This is a genomic window from Salmonella sp. NW38 (assembly GCF_051807745.1).
Taxonomy (GTDB): domain Bacteria; phylum Pseudomonadota; class Gammaproteobacteria; order Enterobacterales; family Enterobacteriaceae; genus Salmonella; species Salmonella enterica.
In genome coordinates, this window is record NZ_JAMMTO010000001.1 from 174,606 (window position 1) to 199,640 (window position 25,035).

Sequence of the window (25,035 nt, forward strand, 5' to 3'; positions counted from 1 at the left end):
CTGACGCAATATTTGTCTTTTCTTGCTTATTAATAATGTTGTCACGAAAAGTGAGGGTGACTGCATGGATAAACTACTTGAGCGTTTTTTACACTACGTATCGCTGGATACCCAATCAAAGTCGGGTGTTCGGCAGGTTCCCAGCACTGAGGGGCAGTGGAAGTTACTACGTTTGCTCAAACAGCAGCTCGAAGAGATGGGGCTGGTTAACATTACATTAAGTGAAAAAGGGACGTTGATGGCGACGCTCCCGGCCAATGTTGAGGGGGATATTCCCGCCATTGGTTTTATCTCCCATGTGGATACCTCTCCGGATTTCAGCGGTAAAAACGTTAACCCGCAGATTGTCGAGAATTATCGCGGCGGCGATATAGCATTAGGGATTGGCGATGAGGTGTTGTCACCCGTGATGTTCCCGGTACTGCATCAATTACTGGGACAGACGCTGATTACTACCGATGGTAAGACATTGCTGGGCGCGGACGATAAAGCCGGCGTTGCGGAGATCATGACCGCGCTGGCGGTGCTGAAAGGTAATCCTATTCCCCACGGCGACATTAAAGTGGCGTTTACGCCTGACGAAGAGGTAGGGAAAGGCGCGAAGCACTTCGATGTTGAGGAGTTTGGCGCGCAGTGGGCCTATACGGTCGACGGCGGCGGCGTGGGCGAACTGGAGTTTGAAAACTTCAATGCCGCCTCGGTGAATATCAAAATCGTCGGCAATAACGTGCATCCCGGTACGGCGAAAGGCGTGATGGTCAATGCGCTGTCATTGGCGGCGAGGATTCACGCGGAAGTGCCGGCGGATGAAGCGCCTGAAACCACTGAAGGTTACGAAGGGTTTTATCATCTGGCCAGCATGAAAGGCACCGTTGATCGGGCCGAAATGCACTACATCATTCGCGATTTCGACCGTAAGCAGTTTGAAGCGCGTAAACGCAAAATGATGGAGATTGCCAAAAAAGTCGGTAAGGGACTGCATCCGGACTGCTATATCGAGCTGGTGATAGAAGACAGTTATTACAATATGCGCGAAAAAGTGGTTGAACATCCGCATATTCTCGATATCGCCCAGCAGGCCATGCGCGACTGTCATATTACGCCGGAGATGAAACCGATTCGCGGCGGTACAGACGGAGCGCAACTGTCGTTTATGGGCCTGCCGTGTCCTAATCTCTTTACCGGCGGATATAACTATCATGGTAAACATGAGTTTGTGACGCTGGAGGGGATGGAAAAAGCGGTACAGGTGATTGTACGTATCGCGGAGTTGACGGCGAAGCGCGGCCAGTAGCGAATGTTACGCATTGTGGTGAAGCGTTTTATTATTTATGGCGGGATATTTTCCGCCATAAATTTTTCTGCCTGGAGCGCCGAATATCCGCCTTCCTGGTCTCAGCGCCAGCAACAATCTGCAGCATGTTTTATGACCGGCGATGAAACCTGCATAACGTTTATTGATGATGCGGTGAGGCTGGCCTCGCGGCAATATGGCAAACGCTCAATACAGCTTGTTCGTAGCCTGCTATTACAAAGCGATATTTATCAATGGCTGGGTAAACCGGAGTTAACGCCGCAAATGCTGCTGCGAGCGCGGGCAATCATGAAAACATTTCCGGCGGGCACTTATCCGGGCGATCGGGCCGATATGTTTGAACACCTGGCGGCCTTTAATGTTTACAGTAACGATCGTTATATAGAGTATTCACCGACAGAGAAGTGGCGATACGAGATCAAGGTTGATTACCGTCAGCAGATAGCCTGGCAAGAGCAGGCATTAACGTGGCGTCTTAAAGACAAAAAGGCATCGACGGAGGCATTGGTTTATACCTTAAACAGGATGCGCGACGCTTATTCTGATGCGCTGGAAGAGCGGGATGTCGAATGTGATAGTGCGCGTAAAGCCTATTATTTGGCGAAGATAGACGCAACGGAGCAGCAGTGGCTGGGCGTTATTTTACGGGATAAAACCTGGGATAATCGTGAGCGCGTCGCCTCTTTTTTGCAGCAGAAAGCGGATATTGCTTATAATGCAGGGCATATTAGCGAGGCGATTAATGCGCTAAGTCAGGCGCTAAAAATTGAGCAAACGCTTTATGGCGCCGAATTCGGCGAAATGACGGTTGACAGCAATAATCTTGCTGGCTTTTATGCACAGGGCCATCATTATAAGGAAGCGAAAGATCTCTACCTTAAACTTATCGCGTATTACCAGAGCCGTTTAACGCCAATGGCGACGGTAATATCACGATTACGCTTTTATTTGCCCGAAAACATCGACCTGGACAGTACCTCCCTCTATCTCCCATTGCTGGCAGAATATAAACGTCGGCAGTCTGAGGTATCAATGGTGTTGTATGGTATTTCGCTGCTTTATAAGAATAATCAACAGCTTGAACAAGCAAAATACTTTGCGGAACGCGCCTTTACGCTTGATGCCGTAGCTTATCCAGCAAAGATGCAGTATGAACGATTACAGCAATTGGCTAATATTGCCGAAGGTCTTGGCGATAACGTACTGGCGCGACGTTACCGACAATTGTCATTTCGCCATCGAATGGCCCACTCGATTTACCCAAGCGATCCGCAATATAACGATTTCGCCAAACCTGGCGGCGATCGTTGTGGATAGTTTGCGTCAGCCCGGCGGTCGCCGGGCATTGCGATGTTCTTATCCTTCGAAGAACCAGTACCCGCTATTCACCAGCGCCGCCAGCATGGCGAGGAAGGACGGGTCTTCCAGCGCATCGCCGAAGTTTTCAGCGGTTAGTGCAATATGACTGGCGAGCGCCTCCAGAGCGGGGCGATGCGGGGAGTCTATTTTTTCGCCATTCGCATAGACCTCATCGCCGATACGCAATACGCGAAGCCCGCCGAGACGTACTAATACCTCGCCTTGCTTTAAGGCATCGTAAATCTCATCAGGCTGATACGGCGGCTCCGGCGGCGCAATATCCAGTTCGTGGCGTGACTGAGAGAGAAACTCGCCAAGCCACTGTTGGAAATGCGCGGGTTGATTGATCAAATCGAGCATCATATTACGCAGTTTATCCATCTCCTGCGGCAGGATATCCGCCGGATGCTTGCGGGACGGCATATCCGGATCGCTGTAGTATGTATTGCCCAACTCCCGTTGCAGGACGTAATCGGCAAAACCGCTGATCAGCTCACGGCTATTGGGCGCGCGAAAACCGACCGAATAGTTCATGGCGTTTTCCAGCGCATAGCCTTCATGCGGGAATCCTGGCGGAATATATAGAATGTCGCCCGGCTCCAGCTCTTCATCAATAATGGCCTCGAACGGATCGACTTGTAACAGGTCGGGATGCGGGCAGTGCTGACGCATTTGCAGCTTTTCGCCCACGCGCCAGCGACGGCGACCAGTTCCCTGGATAATAAACACATCATACTGATCCAGATGCGGGCCAACGCCGCCGCCGGGAACGGAAAAGGAGATCATCAAATCGTCGATACGCCAGTCCGGCAGAGCGCGGAACGGGCGCATCAAGGCGGCGGTTGGTTCATGCCAGTGGTTTACCGCCTGTACCAGCAGCGACCAGTTGCTCTCACCCAGATGATCGTAGCTTTCGAAAGGGCCATGGCTGACCTGCCATTTGCCATCCTGATGGCTAACGAGACGACTGTCGATTTCGCTTTCCATCGCCAGCCCCGCCAGCTCATCCGGCGAGAGCGGATCGATAAAGTTGCTAAACCCACGTTTTAACACCACCGGGCGTTTTTGCCAGTGGCGTTCAAGAAAGTCGGGCCAGTTAAGAGTTAATTGGTATTCCATGTTAAGTATCCGCAGGCTGGTATCTGACACCGATTATAACGGATGCTTAACGAGATGCGTGGAAGAACGCACAGAAATGTTTATTCCTCTTTCTGAGTGGGATGCTGTCGGCCAAAAACGACCTCCATACGGGCGCCGCCGAGCAGACTGTCGCTGGCAATGATCTGCCCGGCGTATTGTTCCGTAATCTCGCGTGCGACAGCCAGCCCTACGCCTTGTCCTGGTCGCAGGGTATCGGCGCGCTGACCGCGATCAAACACCAGGGAACGTTTGCTGTGGGGTATGCCTGGGCCGTCATCTTCGACGAAAATATGCAAATGATCGTCGGTCTGGCGAGCCGAAATCTCGACAAACTCCAGGCAATATTTACAAGCGTTGTCCAGTACGTTGCCCATTACTTCGACAAAGTCGTTTTGCTCGCCGACAAAACTGATCTCTGGTGAAATATCCATACTGATATTCACCCCTTTACGCTGATAAACTTTATTTAGCGCAGAAATCAGGTTATCTAACAACGGCGCGACGGGATGCAGTTCGCGGCTTAACAACACGCCGCTACCGCGCATACTGGCGCGATGCAGATAATAGCCGATCTGCTGGGAAATCCGGCTGATCTGTTCCAGCATCACCGGTTCAGCTTTGCTGACGCTCATCTTTTCGTTGCGTAAAGAGCGTAACGTACTCTGCAAAACCGCGAGCGGCGTTTTTAAACTGTGCGTCAGGTCGGTCAGGGTCGTGCGGTATTTGTTATAACGTTCACGCTCGCTTTTGAGCAGTTGATTAAGGTTGCGCACAAGGCTGGTCAGCTCACGCGTCGTCTCCGGATTGAGCATTTCGCGGTGATGATCTTCAAGCTCGCGGACTTCCCGTGCCAGCGCCTCGATAGGGCGTAAGCTCCACCAGGCGGCGATCCACAGTAAAGGAATGACTAACAGTAAATTGGCGGCCAGCACGTATACGAACCAGCTCCACACCATATACGAGCGTTTTAGCTCTATCGGAATGGTATCGACCACCACGATGGTTAACTGCGGCATCCGCGCTGTGGCAGGATAAATATTTACCGCTACCGAGTGGGTCATCTCCGCATCATCGTCATCTTCACGTACTTCTTTGAGTTTTTCCTGCGCGGAATGGTCTTCGCTCAACAGCGTGCTGGTGGCGTCTACGTTGGTTTCAATTTCATGGAAGCCGTTCGTTTTTAACCATTCCGGTTGAATGCTTTTAATCAACCAGGGGATGTTGCGCTGCGTCCATAATAATTTGCCCGTTTCATCGTAAATCAGGGTCATGGTCGGGCTTTGCATGTCCAGATTTTCAGGCAGCTCAACGCTGATTTTATTATTTTCCCATTTGGCGAGGGTATAAAACAGGTTGCTTTCGCCGCGCAGTAGACGAAAGGTGGTTTTATCAAAACTTACGCTATAGCCGACCAGCGCCACTATGCCATATGCCAGAGAAAGCACCAGCACGACGCCGGCTGTCGCCAGCAAAAAACGAACCCGCAGCGACAGCGGCAGAAAATGGCGAGCAAATTTATTCATTAGCGCAATTCAAAAAGATATCCTTGTCCGCGTACGGTGGTAATGACATCGTGCGGATACTGGGCCTGTATTTTTTTCCGCAGACGCCCCATGAGAACATCAATGGTATGACTTTCCCGCAGTTCCGCATCCGGATACAGCTGAAGCATCAGCGAATCTTTGCTGACCACTTTACCGTTGTTACGGATAAGCGTTTCCATAATGGTGTATTCGAACGCCGTGAGTTTGATGACCTCTTCATTGACGGATAATTCCCGGCGTGAGAGATCCACCTGGAAAGGCGGGATGTTGATCACCTGGGAGGCCAGACCGCTATTACGGCGCATTAACGCCTGCATACGCGCCATTACCTCTTCGATGTGGAATGGCTTCGTCACGTAGTCATCTGCCCCGGAGCTGAGAACCTCGACTTTATCCTGCCAGCCTTCGCGCGCGGTTAACACCAGAACCGGCAGTGAAACATCACTGCTGCGCCAGCGGCGTATTAAGGAAAGGCCGTCTTCATCCGGCAGACCTAAATCGACAATAGCGATATCCGGAAGGTGTTCATTAAGGTAGTAATCAGCTTCCCTGGCATCTTCTGCGGCATCGACCTGGTGACCTGAATCCTGGAGCTGAACCTTCAGGTGGTGGCGTAATAATGCATTATCCTCTACAACCAGTACGCGCATCATCTCTTCTCCCTTGTGTTAACAATAAGAACAGTCTAGCGTTGATTATGGTGCTTTGGGGATAAACAGTTAATAAACCAGACAAATAGTCACCCTCTTTCTGAAGAAAAGAGGGTGAGGCAGGCATTATTTAAGTTCGTCGACCAGAGTCACCGCGCGACCGATATAATTTGCCGGCGTCATGGCTTTAAGGCGCGTTTTTTCTGCTTCCGGCAGGGCCAGACTATCAATAAACTGTTTCATTCCTTCGGCATCGACACGCTTGCCACGGGTCAACTCTTTCAGTTTTTCATATGGTTTTTCAATACCATAGCGGCGCATGACGGTCTGGATCGGTTCGGCTAATACTTCCCAGTTGTGATCCAGTTCGTCAAGCAGATGATCGCGGTTTACTTCCAGCTTGCTGACGCCCTTCAGGGTGGACTGATAAGCGATAAGCGCATAGCCGATGCCGACACCCAGGTTACGCAGAACGGTTGAGTCGGTCAGATCGCGCTGCCAGCGGGAAACCGGCAGTTTGTTTGCCAGATGGTGCAACACTGCATTAGACAGACCGAGGTTGCCTTCTGAGTTTTCAAAGTCAATGGGGTTAACTTTGTGCGGCATGGTAGAAGAACCGATCTCCCCGGCGATGGTTTTCTGTTTGAAATGGTTCAACGCAATATAGCCCCAGACATCGCGATCGAAATCGATCAGGATGGTGTTAAAGCGCGCGATACAGTCAAACAGTTCCGCAATATAATCATGCGGTTCAATCTGGGTGGTGTAAGGGTTCCACTGGATGCCCAGTGAGGTGACGAACTCTTCGCTGAACTGATGCCAGTCAACTTCCGGATAGGCGGCGATATGCGCGTTATAGTTGCCTACGGCGCCGTTGATTTTACCGAGGATCTCCACCTGGTTGAGCTGGCGGAACTGACGCTCCATACGATACGCCACGTTCGCCATCTCTTTACCCAGAGTGGAAGGCGTTGCCGGCTGGCCGTGGGTGCGGGAGAGCAGCGGAATGTCGCGATACTGCGTGGCGAGATCTTTAACCGCGTTAATCACCTGACGCCAGTAAGGCAGGATCACTTCATCGCGCGCGGTTTTGAGCATTAACGCGTGCGACAGGTTGTTAATGTCCTCAGAAGTGCAGGCAAAGTGGATAAACTCGGAAACGTCATGTAGCGCCGGGATCGCGGCGACTTTTTCTTTCAGAAAATACTCAACCGCTTTCACATCGTGATTCGTGGTGCGCTCAATGGTTTTAATGCGCGCGGCATCTTCTTCATTGAAGTTTGCAACAAGCGTATCCAGGTAACCGTTTGCGTCGGCAGCAAAAGCAGGAACTTCCTTGATCGCTGCGTGCGCGGCTAATTTCTGCAGCCAACGTACTTCGACTTGTACACGAAATTTCAGCAAACCGTATTCGCTAAAAATTCCGCGCAGCGCGCTGACTTTATCGCCGTAGCGTCCATCGACAGGGGAAACGGCGGTCAGTGAGGATAATTCCATAGATCATAACTCCGGGGTTAAATGAGCAAGAATTTGTTTTGCCTGAGTCGTCAGGCGATGACGAGAAAACATAAGCTGTAGGCGACCACCGCCTACCTGATGCCAGAGCACGGCTGCACGGATGCCTGCCAGTAGCGAAGCGCGGACTTTGGCCTGAACCTGCGGACTTTGCAGAACGGCCGGGGAGCCCGTCACCTGAATGCGCGGGCCCAATGGGCTAATCACATCCACGTAGATGCCCGCCATGGCGCTCATTAACGTGTCTGACTGTAAATCAAAATGATCAAGCTGGCGCTGCAGGCCGTTAATGCGATCGCCTAACGTATTCAATGCGCCTTTGGCGGATGACAGCTTGCGCTCCAGCACCATCAGGCTAAGCGTATAACGCGTCAGTTCGGCGTTAAGTCCTTGTCGGCTGCTGGCATTCAGCACGCCGAGCAGTGTTTCCAGACCAAGACGCAGGTTAGCTTCGCTGCCGCCGAACACGCCCAGAGTAGAACTGGGATTCATATCAATGACACTGTTGAGTGAAACGTGCAACGCGTCGGCATCACAGTGCCCCTGGTGCGCCAGTTGTTGCACCAGGCGTGCCGACTGGCAAATGCCAGACAGCGCGAGGGTGATGTCATAATAATTCTTTGCCACAATCACTGCTTCCTTGTATCAAATAAAATACACTTCATCTTTTAAGCCGCTTTGAGGCGACTTGAATGATGTTGTGTATTGAATAATCAGACCGTCAGCGGCAGTCGCTGCTCGATAATGCCGCCGCCCAGGCAGACTTCGCCGCTGTAAAAGACAGCGGACTGGCCCGGCGTAACGGCGGCAACCGGCTCGTCAAAAATGACCTCGATACGATCGTCATCCAGCGCGTTAATCGTGCACGGAATATCGGTCTGGCGGTAGCGGGTTTTTACCGTACAGCGCAGGGTGCCGGTGAACGGTTCGCGATCGACCCAATGTAGCTGCTGGGCGATGAGGCCTACCGACATCAGGCGTGGGTGCTCATGCCCCTGGGCGACAATTAACACATTGTTTTCAACGTCTTTATCCACCACATACCAGGGGTCTTCGCTACCGTCTTTGGTGCCGCCGATTCCCAGCCCTTTACGCTGACCGAGCGTATGATACATCAGACCCTGATGCTCGCCGATTTCATCGCCGTCAACGGTAATAATTTTCCCCGGCTGCGCAGGCAGATAGCGCCCTAAAAAGTCGCGGAACTTGCGCTCGCCGATAAAGCAGATACCGGTAGAATCTTTTTTCTTGGCGGTTACCAGCCCCAGATCTTCGGCGATTTTACGCACCTGCGGTTTTTCCAGCTCGCCAACCGGGAACAGACTTTGCGCAATCTGCTCATGGCCAAGCGTATAGAGGAAGTAGCTCTGATCTTTGTTGCCGTCGAGCCCGCGCAACAACCGGCTTTTGCCGTTTACATCCGCGCGGCGAACGTAGTGACCGGTGGCGATATAGTCGGCGCCTAAATCTTCTGCGGCAAATTCAAGGAAGGCTTTAAATTTGATCTCTTTATTGCACAGAATATCCGGGTTCGGCGTACGGCCCGCTTTGTACTCTTCAAGGAACAGTTCAAAGACGTTATCCCAATATTCTGCGGCAAAATTGACGGTATGCAGTTCAATGCCAAGCTTGTCGCACACGGCCTGCGCGTCAGCCAGATCGGCTGCCGCGGTACAGTATTCCTCACCATCGTCCTCTTCCCAGTTCTTCATGAACAGGCCTTCTACCTGATAACCCTGTTGTTGCAACAGCCAGGCGGAAACGGAGGAATCGACACCGCCGGACATGCCGACGATCACTTTTTTTGGGCTTTCTGACATTGGAATACTCGCGACATTGAACTTCAAGGCGGCGTATTCTATCACGCAGCCCTTTACTTGACACCCTCTGTAAACGGCCAGTTAAATTCACCCACTATGGATAAGGGGTAACGTTGTCCCGTTTGATAACTGCGAATGCTTTCAGCCACCAGCGGAGAACGTAAATTCGGCGCGTTCAGAATCTCGTCGGCGCTCACCCAACGGCAGCAATCGATGTCATTGTCATGGGGGGCGGTCGCGCAAATATGATCAAGCTTGATGGCGAATAAAAAGCGCAGGAACGGGGTTTTATCCGGCGCAATCCACTGATGCATACGGATAAAATACTGTGGTTGTGCCGTGATGCCAGTCTCTTCCCACAGTTCTCGCGCGGCGGCCTGCGCCAGCGTTTCATCTGCCTCCAGGTGTCCGGCAGGTTGATTCCATAACGATTTACCGTTGATGGTCTCTTCCACCACCAGAAATTTATCTTCGGCATGTACGATGCAGGCAACGGTCACGTGCGGCTTGAACATAGGCATCCTTATTAAAGCGGTTTATCAATGTGGTCATAGATCGCGTCAAGCTGTTTCAGACGCTCGTTATAAGCTTTTGTCAGGCAGGTGACGTCGGCCTTGCACTGCTGACGCTGTTTAAGCCAGCTCTGCTGGGCGTCCTGCAGCGCGCCGCGACTGCCCATCGCGAACAACCCTTTCAGAAACTGATATTTGGTGTGCATTTCCACGTCTTTATCATTCAGCGTCAGGTGCGCGCAGATAGCCTTTTCATCCGCAGCCTGCGCTTTCTGGCAGTCGAAGCTGGCCGCATTAACGGATAACGGTGTTAATAAAGCAAAAGCAATGAGAAGCCGTTTCATCTGTCTTTCTCCTGTGCGATCTCGCGCCACTGTCCATTATCGAGGCCGTTGAGCGTGTAGTCGCCCATGCTGTAACGAATTAATCGTAGAGTGGGATGACCGACATGCGCTGTCATGCGTCTTACCTGGCGGTTGCGGCCTTCATATAAGGTGACTTTTAGCCAACTGGTGGGAATATTCTTCCGCTCGCGAATCGGCGGGGTGCGCGGCCACAGCCAGTCAGGTTCCGCGACAATCTCAATACCGGCGGGCAGGGTAGGGCCATCGTTGAGCGTGACGCCAGTACGAAGCGCCTGTAGCGCTTCATTATCCGGGATGCCTTCTACCTGAACATAGTAAATCTTGCCGGTGCGCTTGCCCGGTTGCGTGAGGCGCGCCTGCAGCGCGCCGTCATTAGTCAGCACCAAAAGCCCTTCGCTGTCGCGGTCCAGGCGGCCTGCGGCATAAACGCCTTGCACAGGAATAAAATCTTTTAACGTGCGGCGACCTGCTTCATCCGTGAACTGCGGCAACACATCGTAAGGTTTATTGAACAAAACCACGCGTTTTGGCTGGTTTTCTTTCCGTGATTTAGATGCTTGTCGTGAGCTGAATCGCTTAACGTAGTGATTTCTAAAAGAAGTTTTTTGCATGGTGTTTTCAGAACTTATTAATTGCCGCATTATAGCGCAATAATGAGTGTCTTTCATGGCGGCAAACAATAGGGTAGTATTGACATGCTCATTACAAAACATTAACAAAAAATTGCTCTAACGCAGTCGTGCAGCAGGACGCCATTGCACATGCAGCGCGATGACAGACGAGCAAACCAGAAGCGCTCGAAGGAGAGGTGAATGGAAAGCAAAGTAGTTGTTCCGGTGGAAGGTAAGAAGATCACCCTGCAAAACGGCAAACTCAACGTTCCTGAGAATCCGATTATCCCGTTTATTGAAGGCGATGGTATCGGTGTTGATGTCACTCCAGCCATGCTTAAAGTGGTCGATGCCGCCGTCGAGAAAGCCTATAAAGGCGAGCGTAAAATTTCCTGGATGGAAATTTACACCGGAGAAAAATCCACACAGGTTTACGGCCAGGATGTCTGGCTTCCCGCTGAAACCCTTGATTTAATTCGTGATTACCGCGTAGCGATTAAAGGTCCGTTGACCACGCCGGTTGGCGGCGGTATCCGCTCTCTGAACGTTGCCCTGCGTCAGGAGCTTGACCTGTACGTTTGTCTGCGTCCCGTTCGTTACTATCAGGGCACGCCAAGTCCGGTGAAACATCCGGAGCTGACCGATATGGTCATCTTCCGTGAAAACTCTGAAGATATCTACGCCGGAATTGAATGGAAAGCTGACTCTGCAGACGCTGAGAAAGTGATCAAGTTCCTGCGCGAAGAGATGGGCGTGAAGAAAATTCGCTTCCCGGAGCACTGCGGTATCGGTATCAAACCGTGTTCTGAAGAAGGCACTAAACGTCTGGTTCGCGCGGCGATTGAATACGCTATTACTAACGATCGCGATTCCGTTACGCTGGTACATAAAGGCAATATCATGAAGTTCACCGAAGGCGCGTTTAAAGACTGGGGCTACCAGTTGGCGCGCGACGAGTTCGGCGGTGAGCTTATTGACGGCGGTCCGTGGCTGAAAATTAAGAACCCGAACACGGGTAAAGAGATCGTGGTTAAAGACGTTATCGCCGATGCGTTCCTGCAACAGATCCTGTTGCGTCCGGCGGAATACGATGTTATCGCCTGTATGAACCTGAACGGTGACTATATTTCCGATGCCCTGGCGGCTCAGGTTGGCGGTATCGGTATTGCACCGGGTGCGAATATCGGCGACGAATGCGCGTTGTTTGAAGCCACTCACGGGACTGCGCCGAAATATGCGGGCCAGGATAAAGTCAACCCAGGCTCCATTATTCTGTCTGCGGAGATGATGCTGCGCCATATGGGTTGGACTGAAGCCGCAGACCTGATTGTTAAAGGTATGGAAGGCGCGATCAACGCGAAGACTGTAACCTATGACTTCGAACGTCTGATGGAAGGCGCTAAACTGCTGAAATGTTCAGAGTTTGGTGATGCGATCATCAAGAACATGTAATTACTACATGTGTTAAATATTGTAACGGGCGTATAACACGCCCGTTGTTTTATGTTAGTACGCTAACGGTTATCAAAATTTTATCAAAATTAGTTATCAAAACCCTTCTGGAAGATTCATGTTATGGACTGCATTTCAAAACAAAAATTCACAATTATTTTAATAGTGGTGTTAATTGCCTTGGGCTGTGCTGCTTATTTTGGAGATGGTGAAGGATATTTTATAGGTAGCTTTGTGCCTGAATTTACTGGAGTGTGCCTTGAGCTTCTTATTATTTTAAAGGTTTTTGAGGTCTGGCAGCAAAGAGATGAGAAAAGGAAACTTATTAAGGTTGAAAGACGATTAAGGGAGTTTCTTATTTTCTTTCTGAACCATACGTGCATGGATTTTCCTCCATCCTGCCGTCCAGGGCGTTTTTATGGAATTGACTATGAGCAAAATCAAAAAGCATTAGAAAAATTAATCAATCATATTGAAGAAAAAGGATTAGCTGAAAATCTTGTTATTCAAGTTCAAATGTATTGTAAGAGTGAATGTCAAATTATAAATAATTTAATCCCAGTTTCTTCTGAGCTTGAAAATGATCACTTTAAATCATGGGTTCGGATTGCCTATTATATGAATGCCGTTGCTAATGGGCAAGAAAAGGCTAGTGTTGCAATGATTAAAATACTTGAAAATATAAAAAGATTTGATAAGGAATCTCATGATAAAAAACTTTATGTTGGTGCAAATTAGATAACAATAGCTCAGTCTTTCCCTTGGTCATCATAGTGGTGAGCAGTTTGCTACTGGGTCTTATGGCCCAGTAGCTTTCTGGTATCAACCCCTTGTTCCTTGTAAAGACGCTCAGATAAAGAATTTTGTTCATGAAAAGTTGCTAGAGTTCATGTGCCCTGGTCATTTCCTGCCAAATCCCTCGCTTTAATGAAATTCACCGTCAACGAATTGGATTTAACCTGTGCACCACGCTCTGTCTGTGAAGTTAAACGGAAAAAATCATGTGTCTAAAACGGATCTATTTACAGATTGCACTAAAGCCGTAGACCTGATTGTTAAAGGTATGGAAGGCGCAATCAACTCCAAGAGCGTAATCTATGACTTCTAACGCTAGATTGAGGTTACTAATCTGCTGAAATGTTGAGAGTTTAGTGAATCAATCACAGAAAACATGTAATTCACATTCTGGAATATGTGAGAACGGTAGTCTAGAGGTTCCAGTTTTTATTATTAGATTTTGAACGGTTATCAAAACAGGTTCACTTTGATTCAATTTTGAAACTTTTTTTAACCACTAAAATCATGCAGCTAATCACTTCTGCAATGAGGTTAAGAGATAGCACGATAGCAAAAAGTTCTAAAGCAGTAAATAGCTTGCCTTTAGAAGGGATAAATTCGTGCTGAGGATAATTTACTAGTGGTATGTCATAATTACGTAAATAGGGAAGGAAGATTGTTACTGCCAGACACATGACCAGTAATTTCAAATCTAATTCTAAACTATCTAAATAGTCCGTAAAGTCTGTGCTTTTCTCGCCCTTATTAATGACAGCCAAAATTCCGAAGATAACGGAGATACCTGCGGTAATACCTCCAAGTATTGAACCTATTACTCCAGCAGAAGCCTGCTCAAGTAAGGTATAAATGGTTTTATCAGTCGATGCTAATGCTAAGCACAAAAAGAAGGTAGCTATAGCTCTAATCCAGACAGTTAGATTTTGCATTTTTGAACGTATACCTGTTTTGATGTAATGCTATGATCTCTTTAATATCATTTGCTGAGTAGCCATCAAGTTCAATTTCTGATATCTCACCTTCGATCAGCACGATTTTGGCTGTCTGATTACTGGATACCGTAGTAGATTTTGACTTGAGTGTCTTACGTCCTTTAATCAACCATGACCCGCCACCATCTTTGACCCAGTCAACAAGAGTCTCAGCCCAATGAGAACCTTTGAGTTTCAAATTGCCATCTTTGTTTTCAAAAATAGTGGTCACAGTATTTGCATTGGTATCTTTTTCAAGCTTCCGTAAATCATTGGTTAACGCTTGCTTACTGCTTCCGAAGATATTCGGAGTAATCAGCGTAAAGCTGACTTTGTCGATAAATTGAAGCCTATGGTATTCTGACCAAAAATCTTGGTTTGGGAGAAGCGGCAAAACGGAATGTAGGAACAGGGGAAAATCAGATACCGGACATGACCTCTTTTGCCAGTGGTGATGGATGGATGAAATTACCCAACGGGAAAATCCTGCAATATGGTCGTGGTGCGATTACGCCGACATTATCGACGCAAACAATGAGAATTACATTCAGCATCCCTTTTCCTAAAAAAGTGGACTGCGCCATGCTTACCCATTCTGGTGATGGTGGTGCGCCTTTAGGCGCTGGACGGGGATTCGTGATGACTGCAGAAGGTCCAACACTAACCGGTTTTAATTCCGCTTACAGAACTGCATCAACCAGCTCAACAGTATCGATGAATTACAGTTGGTGGGCTGTTGGTGAGTAATTTTATTCAGGGTGATTTATATGAACGAATATGTTTATAGCGCAAGGCATAATGCTTTTTTCCCTGTGGATATGATTGATAAATATAAATCAGAGGGATGGGATTTATCAGACGCTAAGGAAGTAAATCAAAATATTATCAGTGAGTTTATGGCTGAACCGCCACAAGGAAAAATCCGTATTGCCGGAGATGATCGGCTGCCTGCGTGGGCAGATATTCCTCCACCCACGCATGAAGAGCTTATTGAAATTACTGAATCAGAAAGACAGCTACTAATTAACCAGGCCAACGAATACATGAACAGTAAGCAATGGCCCGGTAAAGCCGCTATTGGTCGTCTGAAAGGTGAGGAACTGGCGCAATATAATTTGTGGCTGGATTATCTGGATGCACTGGAGCTGGTTGATACCTCCAGTGCGCCAGATATTGAATGGCCTACGCCTCCGGCAGTTCAGGCCAGATGACATCCGGCGCGGTGCTGGTATCTGTTGCCGTCACCGCGTCAATGTAATCCAGCACAGCGTTAAGCCGGGTTGTTTCTGCCTGCGTCAGTTTACGTCCGGCCTGCAATTTCAGTTGAATCAGACTGATGGAAGCCATTGCTGCATCAATCAGTGACTGGCGCTGTGCTTCTGCCGCTTCTACTGCGGCACCGTGTTGTGCCTCAGTATCTGTCACCTATTTTTCACCATCCCATTTATCGTATGGCGTTAACGGGGCGATAGTGGTTGTATTTTCGGGATAGTCGCCTAGTGCTGTGATTTCTTTGGCATCTCCCGTTTCGGTGTTATAGACGATTTCACCGCGATGGTCTGACACATATTCCCATGATTTTAAATCCACAGAACGGCAAATTGTATAACCAGCCTTAGATGTACCAGGAGCGTCTAAACAGGAATATGCTGGAATACCGACACCCACTGCAAGATATTCAGTTGATGCAGAAATATATTCCCGCGTCTCACCATCATAGTTATAGACGGTAATACTCCCCGCCTTCGTGGTAATAAGCTCGCTATTTAATACGGCGTTATCCATTATGCAGCCCTCACGATATAGTTAAATGCAATATTTCGTGGACGGGTTTCACTCCCGCCAGTGTTACCGATACTCCCTCGTGAATGAAGTGTCGGTGATGGGATCAGACTCCCTCCGGCAGCGGCAGCATCAAGCCCCCTGCCTTGCGTATATGCTCTTCTGAAGATTGTCGCCAGTTCCCATTCCTCTTTTGAGTCATACCCATCGTTGGCGACAACAGGATGACGGTGCTTTTCCAGCATTCCGGCCTGAATACTCAATAAAACACGTCCTGCATCAATACCGCGCCCGTCATCCCAGCCACGAATAAACTCACCGCGTAAATCAGGTAATTTATTTGTTGGATAAGCCTTTGCCAGTTCCGGGTATTCTTCAGCAGAAAATGCCGCACCGTTGCATTTCAGCCAGCCTGTTGGCGGTGTGGCTGAAGGCCATGGAACAGGCACACCAACAGGTAATGCAGAGCCTTCTCCCAAACCAACGTTTATGAAAATGCAGAAATAACGAGCAAATGGCATCATTCCTGCTTTTGTCAGGGGGATCTACCATGCTTATTGGCTATGTACGCGTATCAACAAATGACCAGAACACAGATCTACAACGTAATGCGCTGAACTGTGCAGGATGCGAGCTGATTTTTGAAGACAAGATAAGCGGTACAAAGTCCGAAAGGCCGGGACTGAAAAAACTGCTCAGGACATTATCGGCAGGTGACACGCTGGTGGTCTGGAAACTGGACCGGCTGGGGCGCAGTATGCGGCATCTTGTCGTGCTGGTGGAGGAGTTGCGCGAACGAGGCATCAACTTTCGTAGTCTGACGGATTCAATTGATACCAGTACCCCAATGGGGCGCTTTTTCTTTCATGTGATGGGTGCCCTGGCTGAAATGGAGCGTGAACTGATTGTTGAAAGAACAAAAGCTGGACTGGAAGCTGCTCGCGCACAGGGACGAATTGGTGGACGTCGTCCCAAACTTACACCAGAACAATGGGAACAGGCCGGACGATTAATTGCATCAGGAGTTCCTCGCCAGAAGGTGGCGATTATCTATGATGTTGGTGTGTCAACTTTGTATAAGAGGTTTCCTGCAGGGGATAAATAAAGTTAAAGACACTTTGTGTACAAAAGAAAGTAAAACAACAGCAACTTGTTGCAATTTTATCAATAAAAGTAGTATTGTCGTGAAAAATTGATTAAAGATTAATATTATGCATGTTTTTGATAATAATGGAATTGAACTGAAAGCTGAGTGTTCGATAGGTGAAGAGGATGGTGTTTATGGTCTAATCCTTGAGTCGTGGGGGCCGGGTGACAGAAACAAAGATTACAATATCGCTCTTGATTATATCATTGAACGGTTGGTTGATTCTGGTGTATCCCAAGTCGTAGTATATCTGGCGTCATCATCAGTCAGAAAACATATGCATTCTTTGGATGAAAGAAAAATCCATCCTGGTGAATATTTTACTTTGATTGGTAATAGCCCCCGCGATATACGCTTGAAGATGTGTGGTTATCAGGCTTATTTTAGTCGTACGGGGAGAAAGGAAATTCCTTCCGGCAATAGAACGAAACGAATATTGATAAATGTTCCAGGTATTTATAGTGACAGTTTTTGGGCGTCTATAATACGTGGAGAACTATCAGAGCTTTCACAGCCTACAGATGATGAATCGCTTCTGAATATGAGGGTTAGTAAATTAATTAAGAAAACGTTGAGTCAACCCGAGGGCTCCAGGAAACCAGTTGAGGTAGAAAGACTACAAAAAGTTTATGTCCGAGACCCGATGGTAAAAGCTTGGATTTTACAGCAAAGTAAAGGTATATGTGAAAACTGTGGTAAAAATGCTCCGTTTTATTTAAATGATGGGAACCCATATTTGGAAGTGCATCATGTAATTCCCCTGTCTTCAGGTGGTGCTGATACAACAGATAACTGTGTTGCCCTTTGTCCGAATTGCCATAGAGAATTGCACTATAGTAAAAATGCAAAAGAACTAATCGAGATGCTTTACGTTAATATAAACCGATTACAGAAATAAAATTATTTATTAAAGTCACATTTAAGACGTAATACCCTACAGGGTAAAAATTTTCTCTGATCTTAACTTCTGCAAATGTTAACTGCTATTTTTATGCTAAAAATGGTTATCAAAACTCAAAAACACATGTTTATAATCAATGAGTTATAGAAATGCTAAGGGCTAATGAGTTATATGCAAATTAGTAAAATTATGTTGCTATGTCAAATAGTTACGATTTAGTCATCTAACTAATGCTGCGTCACATGCAGTGGTTCGAAGCGGCGGATCTGATTGTTAAAGGTATGGAAGGCGCGATTGCCGCGAAGACCGTGACCTATGACTTTGAACGCCTGATGGAAGGCGCTAAACTGCTGAAATGTAGTGAGTTTAGCGACGCGATTATCGCAAATATGTAATATCGATAATTGTTAAAAACAAAAACGGGGACTTAACGTTCCCGTTTTTATTATTAGCATTCGAACGGTTATCAAAATAATTTATCAAAACTCCCTCAATTCAGACCGCAATAGTAATCTATCCTTTACCCCGATCGTCGTGGTAACCTGAGCCCTCCTGAAAGTTGATAGTTACCGGTTTTGATTGTAGTGGTTTTCTTTATGATGTGTGGTTTGGCTATTTTTTGAAAGTGCCTTATCAGATTTGTTGTTATTATCAGGATAATATTTCAATAAAAGGTGATAATTTATAGACTGCAATAGTGGGTAGATTAAGTATTTTATGAAATTATTAGTATGCTTTATTTGCACTTCTACAAGGCGGCTAAGAAGTGTTGAAATATCAGCCTGATAAAGAATACATCAGCGAAAGTGAATACTATTAGTCGTAAAAATTCAGGAGACATATGCTCAAACCTATCTGCTATAGTGGAAGTGTAAAGGTTCCGGAATATCTGGAAACAGATAAGGAAAAAAATGTCGGACATACTCCTCTGTCTTCAGACATTCAGCAAGTTAAAAATGTTGTTGAAGATGTTCCGCCATTTCCAGAAAGCAGAGCGGCGAGAGGTTCTGTAAGCGCAGCGTACAGGCTTTCTTTTGACGAAGTGTTTTGCGGTATCAGCAATGAAGAGCGTAAAAAGGCGTATGGTCGCCTTTTTGGAAAACAAGTACTTGCACATATTCATTCCAGGTGTCAGCGCGACGCTGACATAATAAGAGAAAAAGCGCTCAGGCGGATAAGCCGTGAGTGTGGTGCCGAAATAGATTGCGCTCTCTTGCTAAATAAGATGGTGGATGTTTTACAAAATGCCCGGTTGACAATAAATTTTAATGCAGCAAAAATTGACTTTGTCTCTCTCTTAAAAAATAAAGAATATCTGAACTCTTATGCATTAGGTTGCAGACCAGGCGATTTACCTGCTTATAATGTCGGACGTGATTCAGTTGAAACTAAAGCATTTGAACTGGAGAAGCTTGCAGATTCACCTTATGCCCCATATGGTCAGACAGGCGGTTTTTCCGTAGCATATACTCCCAATAGTAGAACCTTTAGCCCTACAAGCAGACCAATTTATGCTGCACTGGACTTTCTGAACGGTAAAAATGGAGGTGCCAGCGCCTATGGGAAATCATTTTTTGAATTAAATGATAATGTAAAAACAAATTGTACATTCTCACCTTTTGATACCTACGGCCACAGATTTGGTCTGGATACGAGTAAATTATCTACATTTTGGCATATGGAGAACCTGATTGCATCCTGTCAAAATGATTTTTTTGGTTATAATTGCTTTAAGAGTTTGGTTAAAATGGCTAAGGGCGAAAAGTTTTTAGCTCACTCTAATTATGGTACAGGCTATGAAGGGAATTATATAGAGGCTCATATCCATGGTGATGTATGCTTATTTAGAGATATAAAACACGTTTATTTGTCTTTGCAAGAAAATTCTTACTCGAAAAGTCAACTATATGATTATGCAAAACAAATAAACCAGGCGCTTGATAGAGACTGCATAATATTATATTGACAAGCTTAGTATCAGGCTCTTTAAAAGAGCTTTAAATGATCATGAGCGCATACTCCTTGAGGTAGGCAGTAGCTGCTATCTTTTCATATTTATTAGCTTAGGATCAATCTGGCAGATACCTGTGTGGCACTTCAGTATGGCCTGGCAAAATAGAGGAATATGGACCAGCAGAAGCGCCTGCTGGCTACTTTTCACTTAAATCGCTGGACTTCACCGGCGCTTCAGATGAAGCGACCTTCACAGTCATCAGGTGTCCTGCATTACCACAGGAGTGATTTACTGGCTATCGATGTTCCTGCTCATCAGGTTTTTACGCCATCTACGAACATTTATTCTGCTATAAGTTGAAATACTGTAAAAATATTAAGGCTTATTATTTTTTCTTTAGGTAAATTTTCGCGCAACAAACTTGGATGCGGGAATGTTTGAAATATCATTGCCTTATACTAGATCTCAGCGACCTACAACTCACAACTTTATTAGATCATCTTTCTGAACATATTACTTTTCTGGCGGTTATCAACAATAGGCTGACTAAATTGCCGGACACTTTACCTGGAGGGTACAGACAGATTACTCGGGTAGGATCACTACACCGGAAAAAGATTGCCAGTTAATAAGATGTCGTCCATGATTCAGTTGGATGATAATGATTTATTCCCCACTCTTTGATCCTATAATAGTGATCTGATAGTTGTCCAGAACGTTCTTGCAAAGAGCGGACTTGTTAAATTATCGTCAATTTCTTAATGAGTTATGTCCTGCTTTGCTGAAAATGAAAACCAGTAGACAGACGACGGCGATCAATATGAGTCGGAAGTACCTGTGTTATTACCGTGGCAGGAATTCTGTAACTGATAAAACAGGTGTGCTTATTATCAGTGATGAAATTTTTTATATATGTATTAATTGCTATTCACAAGTAATTTGAGTGTTTGTTGTGGTTGGTAACATTGTGTTGAAGTAAATCATGATAGACTGGATTTAGATGTGATGAGATAAATAAATTTGTGCTTTGTTAATTATTTTAAATGTACAGGAGAGTAGTATGTATATAAATAAGTTTGTGCCTGTTTATACATTATTAATTCTCATTTATTCTTTTAATGCCAGCGCTGAGTGGACAGGAGATAAAACGAACGCCTATTACTCAGACGAAGTTATCAGTGAATTACATGTTGGTCAGATAGATACTAGTCCTTATTTTTGTATAAAAACGGTTAAAGCTAACGGTAGTGGTACACCAGTTGTTGCATGTGCGGTATCAAAGCAGAGCATATGGGCACCCTCCTTTAAAGAACTTCTTGACCAGGCAAGATATTTTTATAGTACAGGGCAATCCGTAAGGATTCATGTTCAAAAAAATATCTGGACCTATCCGCTTTTTGTAAATACCTTTTCAGCAAATGCTCTTGTGGGACTATCATCGTGCAGTGCGACACAATGCTTTGGACCCAAGTAAGAGGGGAGAAGAAATAATGAAAAAGTTAATATTCTTAACCTTATCTATAGTTAGCTTTAATAACTATGCAGTAGATTTTGTGTATCGTGTGGACTCAACCCCGCCGGACGTTATTTTTCGCGATGGGTTTTCACTACTTGGGTATAACCGTAACTTTCAGCAATTTATCAGTGGAAGGTCATGTAGTGGTGGAAGTAGTGACAGTCGCTATATTGCAACAACCTCAAGTGTTAATCAAACATATGCTATAGCCAGAGCGTACTATTCTCGCTCAACATTCAAAGGTAATTTATACAGATATCAGATTCGTGCAGATAATAATTTCTACAGCTTGCTCCCATCCATCACCTATCTGGAAACGCAAGGTGGTCACTTTAATGCTTATGAAAAAACGATGATGCGATTGCAAAGAGAGTATGTTTCCACATTATCTATTTTACCCGAGAATATTCAAAAGGCCGTGGCGCTTGTTTATGATAGCGCAACAGGTCTGGTAAAGGATGGTGTAAGCACAATGAATTCCAGTTATTTAGGTTTAAGCACTACGTCTAATCCTGGCGTGATACCTTTTCTTCCGGAACCGCAGACGTATACCCAACAACGAATTGATGCATTCGGCCCATTAATAAGTTCATGCTTTTCAATAGGTAGCGTATGTCAATCACATCGAGGGCAAAGAGCTGATGTATACAACATGTCTTTTTATGATGCAAGACCTGTAATAGAACTTATACTTTCTAAATAAATGAAACTTACCTATGTTGCCTATTAAATTAAACAGACCGTTTATTAGTGGTCTGGTTAATATTGTTTATTAAGTTGGCTATCCACTTAAATATAAATTGTTTATATACTTCAATAAGTTTTTTATCAGATTCATTGCATTATCAATCATAGCATTCAGGTACGTATTTTATTAATATTAGAAGGAGTCATTATGACTAAAGATGAAATCTTTGCATCTATCCTTAGTAGAGAAGGCGGTTACGTTGATCACCCTGACGACAGGGGGGGACCAACGCATTGGGGTATAACCCTGACGACGGCCCGGGCTAATGGCTATATGGGGGATATGCGGAATCTTACCCGTAATCAAGCATTAAAAATCCTTGAGGCAGATTATTGGTATGGTCCACGACTTGATCAGGTTGCCATTATCTCTCACTCTATCGCAGCTGAGCTTTGTGATACTGGTGTGAACATGGGACCCTCAATCCCGATTAAGTACTTCCAGCGTTGGCTTAATGTTTTTAATGATCAGCAAAAAATTTATCCGGATTTGATAGCAGATGGTCAGATTGGGCCACGGACGCTTTCGGCACTAACATTTTTTCTCTCTCACCGGAGAGATGAGGGCGAAATGATACTTATCCGGGCATTGAATTGTAGTCAGGGACAACGCTATCTGGAGTTAGCTGAAAAGCGCCAGGCGAATGAGTCATTTATTTATGGATGGATAAAGGAACGGGTAAGGTTGTAATCCCCTTACTTACCACTATGGCGGTTTGTGATGATATCATATAATGATATATTCACACAGAGAACTGGTGAAAGCCACTAAGTCTCATTATTACTATATTAAGGCGTCAGGTTTTTCTATAGTTCTTTGTGTGTTAAAAACGAGAAATTAATTATGTTGTATGGTATGAGAATGATAGTATTTCCAGCCAAATATTCTTACGGCTAAATACATTATTATCCTTTTCCATTTTGGCACGCCCAGAACTTTCATTCCATCCAGGAATATGAGATCGGACTCTTTTCTGTTACGTAATGGATAATGATACAGGTAGTCATGAATGATTGCCGCTTTGGCATATTCACCATCCGGTGGCAATAATGACCAGAAAATACGCGGAACAGTGGCAAGGTCGGTAACGAATCCTACCGGTACTTCAATGACATCATTTTTATCTTCACTGAGATAAAACCTGAATGGCTCATAAACACGCCATTTATAATGACCTAACATTTCCATAATTGCTGGACTGGTAAAACAACTCATAATTTTACCTTACAATAAATATATATTCTGCACCTTACGCTCAAAGTACATGTCGTCAACGCTATTTACTCATTAACAGCTTCGTGCCAAAAAGGCTACGGGATAATGATCAGAAGCGAGTTGTGGATTACGTAATGCTTCAACCCTTTGTGAATAAGGTGCTCGATCGACAATGACCCCATAATCTAAAATACCACCGCCAATTTGCGTGGGTTCTGTAGGTGCGAGTACGGCTACAACTCGTTCCAGATGCTCAGTCATCAGGTCATTTTCAAGTCTGTCTGGGCTGCGATTAAAATCCCCGGCAAGAAACCAGGATAAATGCCGCATCTGAGGTTGTCTAAAAAAATTAATGGTAACCCTGACAATAGCTGCAGCATCCGGACCTCCACTAGCCAGTGCGTGCGCTGTCAGAAAAACATCATTACCCAGTCCGATGCCAATGACGGGGCGAGATGCGACAGTTGTCGGACGCAAGACATAAACATTATCCGCTCTTTGTCTGGAAACTATTGCCAGATTAACACGGCGCGCTCCAACATCAATAGCCGAGTGGTAGATATATCTTATATCCTGACGGCTGGTGGTTCCGAGATTCCAGGTGTATTCATCAATGGGAATACCCACTCCAAAAGGCTGAATATGTCGTCCGGTAGGAACCGCTGAGGTGGGAACAGCACCGGCCTCCTGTACCATAAGAATATCCACACCGGCAGTACCACTTAAAAGCTGTCTGACATTGACATTCCATTTACTTTCTGTAGATGCTGAAGAGCCCTGAAGATTCCAGGTCATAACTTTGTAGTCACTGATATTAGCGCAGGCAAAAGAAATATAGCTGCAGATGATCATGGTCAGAAGGAAAAAAAACAGGTTTTTTCATGATATCTACTCTCCCGATTATTACTTCTTTATCTGAATGATATATGTGTTCATAACCCATTGTTTCATGACGTTGATTTTATTCTGGCAATGCCTGACTTGTTTCTGGTTCTATGTCTTGTGCAGATAGTAAGATACATAGCCTAACGTCAATAAAACTAAAATAGATGTCTATTACAGAGGTAAAATGATAGTTTATTCAGTACAATCAATTAATTATTGTTAATACCAAAGAAACAACTATAGATAAACAACTAACTGAATTTAAAACTACATTCACTTATCTCATTGTAACTGTATTGGGTTGATTTATATGCGGAAATAGAGATTCGATATCATTAGTACTTTATAAGTAAACATAAATTTTTAATTACCAGGATTATTATATCCCTGTGTGGAAGGTAACATTTCATCTATTCTCATTCTTGTAGTGACACAGTAAATTTGGTCACCTGATTAAAGGTGATATTCTCACCTCAACACAAAACAGGTGACTTAATGAACAAGAAAACCGGACAAATTAATGGATACATCTTGAACGACTACAATAGCGTCAGACCTCACCATTATAACGGTGCACTGATGCCGGAAGAACCTGAGAACAGGTACCGTTTTTACTGTAAAACCGTGACCAATATTATCGATGCGCAGCAAAACGTATAATTCGTTGATAGGGCTTACAGGCGTGGCACTGGGCAAAACGTTCAGTGGCAAGGACTGGCGCTGGAGCAGTCGGCATTTGGCAAATAGCATATTGACCACGCGATAAACGCCAACTTCCGCTACATGTTCTGAGTGGTGGCGTTTGCGTTATATCGTCACAGACAGCGCCTCAGGGCGC

Annotated in this window: 26 protein-coding genes and 6 pseudogenes; 15 read left to right on the forward strand and 17 right to left on the reverse strand. The window is 45.8% G+C overall.

What is annotated here, in order from left to right; translation table 11 throughout:
• Positions 1-64: 64 nt before the first annotated feature.
• Entirely contained in the window at positions 65-1,294 is a 1,230-nt protein-coding gene (pepT, locus tag NA624_RS00880; RefSeq protein ID WP_000359412.1) for a peptidase T, read from the forward strand.
• Positions 1,295-1,297: 3 nt separating this feature from the next.
• Positions 1,298-2,632, forward strand: a complete 1,335-nt coding sequence (locus tag NA624_RS00885) for a hypothetical protein (protein ID WP_000944530.1) — start codon at positions 1,298-1,300, stop codon at positions 2,630-2,632.
• A 39-nt stretch (positions 2,633-2,671) separates the two neighbouring features.
• Here the strand turns inward: NA624_RS00885 and roxA are convergent, their stop codons facing one another.
• The 9 genes from roxA to rluE form a co-directional block, all read right to left on the reverse strand.
• The gene (roxA, locus tag NA624_RS00890) at positions 2,672-3,793 is read right to left on the reverse strand and encodes a [50S ribosomal protein L16]-arginine 3-hydroxylase (protein ID WP_000456514.1); all 1,122 of its coding nucleotides are present in this window, start codon (positions 3,791-3,793) and stop codon (positions 2,672-2,674) included.
• A gap of 80 nt (positions 3,794-3,873) precedes the next feature.
• Positions 3,874-5,337, reverse strand: a complete 1,464-nt coding sequence (gene phoQ / locus NA624_RS00895; RefSeq protein WP_001031687.1) for a two-component system sensor histidine kinase PhoQ — start codon at positions 5,335-5,337, stop codon at positions 3,874-3,876.
• The gene (gene phoP / locus NA624_RS00900) at positions 5,337-6,008 is read right to left on the reverse strand and encodes a two-component system response regulator PhoP (protein WP_001537766.1); all 672 of its coding nucleotides are present in this window, start codon (positions 6,006-6,008) and stop codon (positions 5,337-5,339) included. Before phoP ends, phoQ begins: the two co-directional genes overlap by 1 nt.
• Positions 6,009-6,134: 126 nt before the next feature.
• On the reverse strand, positions 6,135-7,505 hold the full coding sequence (purB, locus tag NA624_RS00905) for an adenylosuccinate lyase (protein ID WP_000423763.1): 1,371 nt from the start codon (positions 7,503-7,505) through the stop codon (positions 6,135-6,137).
• A 3-nt stretch (positions 7,506-7,508) separates the two neighbouring features.
• Positions 7,509-8,150, reverse strand: a complete 642-nt coding sequence (gene hflD / locus NA624_RS00910) for a high frequency lysogenization protein HflD (protein ID WP_001519653.1) — start codon at positions 8,148-8,150, stop codon at positions 7,509-7,511.
• An 86-nt stretch (positions 8,151-8,236) separates the two neighbouring features.
• Complete coding sequence (mnmA, locus tag NA624_RS00915; protein WP_000004540.1) at positions 8,237-9,343, reverse strand: tRNA 2-thiouridine(34) synthase MnmA; 1,107 nt, start codon at positions 9,341-9,343, stop codon at positions 8,237-8,239.
• A gap of 53 nt (positions 9,344-9,396) precedes the next feature.
• Complete coding sequence (locus NA624_RS00920; protein ID WP_000476064.1) at positions 9,397-9,858, reverse strand: NUDIX hydrolase; 462 nt, start codon at positions 9,856-9,858, stop codon at positions 9,397-9,399.
• An 11-nt stretch (positions 9,859-9,869) separates the two neighbouring features.
• Positions 9,870-10,199: a lysozyme inhibitor LprI family protein gene (locus NA624_RS00925; RefSeq protein WP_000825956.1), complete on the reverse strand. Its 330-nt coding sequence runs from the start codon at positions 10,197-10,199 to the stop codon at positions 9,870-9,872.
• Positions 10,196-10,861: a 23S rRNA pseudouridine(2457) synthase RluE gene (rluE, locus tag NA624_RS00930; RefSeq protein ID WP_001249415.1), complete on the reverse strand. Its 666-nt coding sequence runs from the start codon at positions 10,859-10,861 to the stop codon at positions 10,196-10,198. Before rluE ends, NA624_RS00925 begins: the two co-directional genes overlap by 4 nt.
• Positions 10,862-11,032: 171 nt before the next feature.
• On the opposite strand from rluE, the gene icd reads away from it, so the two are divergent.
• A complete protein-coding gene (gene icd, locus NA624_RS00935; protein WP_000444505.1) occupies positions 11,033-12,283 on the forward strand; it encodes an NADP-dependent isocitrate dehydrogenase in 1,251 nt (416 codons plus the stop codon).
• Positions 12,284-12,406: 123 nt separating this feature from the next.
• Positions 12,407-13,021 (forward strand): hypothetical protein, encoded by a 615-nt coding sequence (locus tag NA624_RS00940; RefSeq protein WP_000340437.1) that lies wholly within the window; start codon positions 12,407-12,409, stop codon positions 13,019-13,021.
• A gap of 50 nt (positions 13,022-13,071) precedes the next feature.
• Here NA624_RS00940 and NA624_RS00945 read toward each other — a convergent pair.
• From NA624_RS00945 to NA624_RS00955, 3 genes and pseudogenes are all read right to left on the reverse strand, one after another.
• Positions 13,072-13,281 (reverse strand): annotated as a pseudogene (locus NA624_RS00945) (integrase); the annotation flags it as partial.
• A 261-nt stretch (positions 13,282-13,542) separates the two neighbouring features.
• Entirely contained in the window at positions 13,543-14,007 is a 465-nt protein-coding gene (locus NA624_RS00950; protein WP_001180571.1) for a hypothetical protein, read from the reverse strand.
• The gene (locus tag NA624_RS00955) at positions 13,982-14,443 is read right to left on the reverse strand and encodes a hypothetical protein (RefSeq protein WP_001130332.1); all 462 of its coding nucleotides are present in this window, start codon (positions 14,441-14,443) and stop codon (positions 13,982-13,984) included. The genes NA624_RS00950 and NA624_RS00955 overlap by 26 nt, the downstream gene beginning before the upstream one ends.
• Here NA624_RS00955 and NA624_RS00960 point away from each other — a divergent pair.
• On the forward strand, positions 14,392-14,796 hold the full coding sequence (locus NA624_RS00960) for a gp53-like domain-containing protein (protein ID WP_071585783.1): 405 nt from the start codon (positions 14,392-14,394) through the stop codon (positions 14,794-14,796). The genes NA624_RS00955 and NA624_RS00960 overlap by 52 nt on opposite strands.
• A 20-nt stretch (positions 14,797-14,816) precedes the next feature.
• Complete coding sequence (locus NA624_RS00965) at positions 14,817-15,260, forward strand: tail fiber assembly protein (RefSeq protein ID WP_001008237.1); 444 nt, start codon at positions 14,817-14,819, stop codon at positions 15,258-15,260.
• On the opposite strand, the pseudogene NA624_RS00970 reads toward NA624_RS00965, so the two are convergent.
• Together NA624_RS00970 and NA624_RS00975 are read right to left on the reverse strand one after the other, a co-directional pair.
• Positions 15,232-15,834, reverse strand: a pseudogene (locus NA624_RS00970) (tail fiber assembly protein). The gene NA624_RS00965 and the pseudogene NA624_RS00970 overlap by 29 nt on opposite strands.
• Positions 15,834-16,352, reverse strand: a complete 519-nt coding sequence (locus NA624_RS00975) for a phage tail protein (RefSeq protein WP_001115580.1) — start codon at positions 16,350-16,352, stop codon at positions 15,834-15,836. The pseudogene NA624_RS00970 and the gene NA624_RS00975 overlap by 1 nt, the downstream one beginning before the upstream one ends.
• Before the next feature lie 29 nt (positions 16,353-16,381).
• Here NA624_RS00975 and pinE point away from each other — a divergent pair, with 29 nt between their 5' ends.
• From pinE to sopF, 4 genes and pseudogenes are all read left to right on the forward strand, one after another.
• Positions 16,382-16,936 (forward strand): site-specific DNA recombinase, encoded by a 555-nt coding sequence (gene pinE / locus NA624_RS00980; protein WP_000905000.1) that lies wholly within the window; start codon positions 16,382-16,384, stop codon positions 16,934-16,936.
• 106 nt (positions 16,937-17,042) lie between these two features.
• Entirely contained in the window at positions 17,043-17,876 is an 834-nt protein-coding gene (mcrA, locus tag NA624_RS00985) for a 5-methylcytosine-specific endonuclease McrA (protein WP_000557907.1), read from the forward strand.
• A 230-nt stretch (positions 17,877-18,106) separates the two neighbouring features.
• Positions 18,107-18,274: pseudogene (locus tag NA624_RS00990) on the forward strand (NADP-dependent isocitrate dehydrogenase); the annotation flags it as partial.
• A gap of 446 nt (positions 18,275-18,720) precedes the next feature.
• The gene (sopF, locus tag NA624_RS00995; RefSeq protein WP_000917275.1) at positions 18,721-19,845 is read left to right on the forward strand and encodes a type III secretion system effector SopF; all 1,125 of its coding nucleotides are present in this window, start codon (positions 18,721-18,723) and stop codon (positions 19,843-19,845) included.
• 291 nt (positions 19,846-20,136) lie between these two features.
• Here sopF and NA624_RS01000 read toward each other — a convergent pair.
• Positions 20,137-20,282, reverse strand: a pseudogene (locus NA624_RS01000) (hypothetical protein); the annotation flags it as partial.
• A 611-nt stretch (positions 20,283-20,893) separates the two neighbouring features.
• Between NA624_RS01000 and pltB the strand changes: the two are divergent.
• From pltB to NA624_RS01015, 3 genes are all read left to right on the forward strand, one after another.
• Positions 20,894-21,307 carry a typhoid-like toxin S-CDT binding subunit PltB gene (pltB, locus tag NA624_RS01005; protein ID WP_000275698.1) on the forward strand — a complete coding sequence of 138 codons (414 nt, stop codon included), beginning with the start codon at positions 20,894-20,896 and terminating at the stop codon, positions 21,305-21,307.
• A gap of 16 nt (positions 21,308-21,323) precedes the next feature.
• Positions 21,324-22,052 (forward strand): typhoid-like toxin S-CDT ADP-ribosylating subunit PltA, encoded by a 729-nt coding sequence (gene pltA / locus NA624_RS01010; RefSeq protein ID WP_000733298.1) that lies wholly within the window; start codon positions 21,324-21,326, stop codon positions 22,050-22,052.
• A gap of 192 nt (positions 22,053-22,244) precedes the next feature.
• A complete protein-coding gene (locus NA624_RS01015; protein WP_000158844.1) occupies positions 22,245-22,787 on the forward strand; it encodes a glycoside hydrolase family 108 protein in 543 nt (180 codons plus the stop codon).
• A 147-nt stretch (positions 22,788-22,934) separates the two neighbouring features.
• Here the strand turns inward: NA624_RS01015 and NA624_RS01020 are convergent, their stop codons facing one another.
• Both NA624_RS01020 and cdtB read right to left on the reverse strand, forming a co-directional pair.
• Positions 22,935-23,312, reverse strand: a complete 378-nt coding sequence (locus NA624_RS01020; RefSeq protein WP_001277616.1) for a DUF1353 domain-containing protein — start codon at positions 23,310-23,312, stop codon at positions 22,935-22,937.
• A 72-nt stretch (positions 23,313-23,384) separates the two neighbouring features.
• Positions 23,385-24,195: pseudogene (gene cdtB / locus NA624_RS01025) on the reverse strand (cytolethal distending toxin S-CDT).
• 497 nt (positions 24,196-24,692) lie between these two features.
• Between cdtB and NA624_RS01030 the strand changes: the two are divergent.
• Both NA624_RS01030 and NA624_RS01035 read left to right on the forward strand, forming a co-directional pair.
• Positions 24,693-24,857 (forward strand): hypothetical protein, encoded by a 165-nt coding sequence (locus NA624_RS01030; protein WP_001036547.1) that lies wholly within the window; start codon positions 24,693-24,695, stop codon positions 24,855-24,857.
• A pseudogene (locus tag NA624_RS01035) lies at positions 24,832-24,930 on the forward strand (hypothetical protein); the annotation flags it as partial. The gene NA624_RS01030 and the pseudogene NA624_RS01035, both read left to right, overlap by 26 nt.
• Positions 24,931-25,035 lie beyond the last annotated feature (105 nt).

Coding starts and splice junctions, on each gene's coding strand:
- pepT (WP_000359412.1), top strand. CDS start 65: ATGGATAAACTACTTGAGCGTTTTTTACACTACGTATCGCTGGATACC.
- NA624_RS00885 (WP_000944530.1), top strand. CDS start 1,298: ATGTTACGCATTGTGGTGAAGCGTTTTATTATTTATGGCGGGATATTT.
- roxA (WP_000456514.1), bottom strand. CDS start 3,793: ATGGAATACCAATTAACTCTTAACTGGCCCGACTTTCTTGAACGCCAC.
- phoQ (WP_001031687.1), bottom strand. CDS start 5,337: ATGAATAAATTTGCTCGCCATTTTCTGCCGCTGTCGCTGCGGGTTCGT.
- phoP (WP_001537766.1), bottom strand. CDS start 6,008: ATGCGCGTACTGGTTGTAGAGGATAATGCATTATTACGCCACCACCTG.
- purB (WP_000423763.1), bottom strand. CDS start 7,505: ATGGAATTATCCTCACTGACCGCCGTTTCCCCTGTCGATGGACGCTAC.
- mnmA (WP_000004540.1), bottom strand. CDS start 9,343: ATGTCAGAAAGCCCAAAAAAAGTGATCGTCGGCATGTCCGGCGGTGTC.
- NA624_RS00920 (WP_000476064.1), bottom strand. CDS start 9,858: ATGTTCAAGCCGCACGTGACCGTTGCCTGCATCGTACATGCCGAAGAT.
- NA624_RS00925 (WP_000825956.1), bottom strand. CDS start 10,199: ATGAAACGGCTTCTCATTGCTTTTGCTTTATTAACACCGTTATCCGTT.
- rluE (WP_001249415.1), bottom strand. CDS start 10,861: ATGCGGCAATTAATAAGTTCTGAAAACACCATGCAAAAAACTTCTTTT.
- icd (WP_000444505.1), top strand. CDS start 11,033: ATGGAAAGCAAAGTAGTTGTTCCGGTGGAAGGTAAGAAGATCACCCTG.
- NA624_RS00940 (WP_000340437.1), top strand. CDS start 12,407: ATGGACTGCATTTCAAAACAAAAATTCACAATTATTTTAATAGTGGTG.
- NA624_RS00950 (WP_001180571.1), bottom strand. CDS start 14,007: ATGCAAAATCTAACTGTCTGGATTAGAGCTATAGCTACCTTCTTTTTG.
- NA624_RS00965 (WP_001008237.1), top strand. CDS start 14,817: ATGAACGAATATGTTTATAGCGCAAGGCATAATGCTTTTTTCCCTGTG.
- NA624_RS00975 (WP_001115580.1), bottom strand. CDS start 16,352: ATGCCATTTGCTCGTTATTTCTGCATTTTCATAAACGTTGGTTTGGGA.
- pinE (WP_000905000.1), top strand. CDS start 16,382: ATGCTTATTGGCTATGTACGCGTATCAACAAATGACCAGAACACAGAT.
- mcrA (WP_000557907.1), top strand. CDS start 17,043: ATGCATGTTTTTGATAATAATGGAATTGAACTGAAAGCTGAGTGTTCG.
- sopF (WP_000917275.1), top strand. CDS start 18,721: ATGCTCAAACCTATCTGCTATAGTGGAAGTGTAAAGGTTCCGGAATAT.
- pltB (WP_000275698.1), top strand. CDS start 20,894: ATGTATATAAATAAGTTTGTGCCTGTTTATACATTATTAATTCTCATT.
- pltA (WP_000733298.1), top strand. CDS start 21,324: ATGAAAAAGTTAATATTCTTAACCTTATCTATAGTTAGCTTTAATAAC.
- NA624_RS01015 (WP_000158844.1), top strand. CDS start 22,245: ATGACTAAAGATGAAATCTTTGCATCTATCCTTAGTAGAGAAGGCGGT.
- NA624_RS01020 (WP_001277616.1), bottom strand. CDS start 23,312: ATGAGTTGTTTTACCAGTCCAGCAATTATGGAAATGTTAGGTCATTAT.
- NA624_RS01030 (WP_001036547.1), top strand. CDS start 24,693: ATGAACAAGAAAACCGGACAAATTAATGGATACATCTTGAACGACTAC.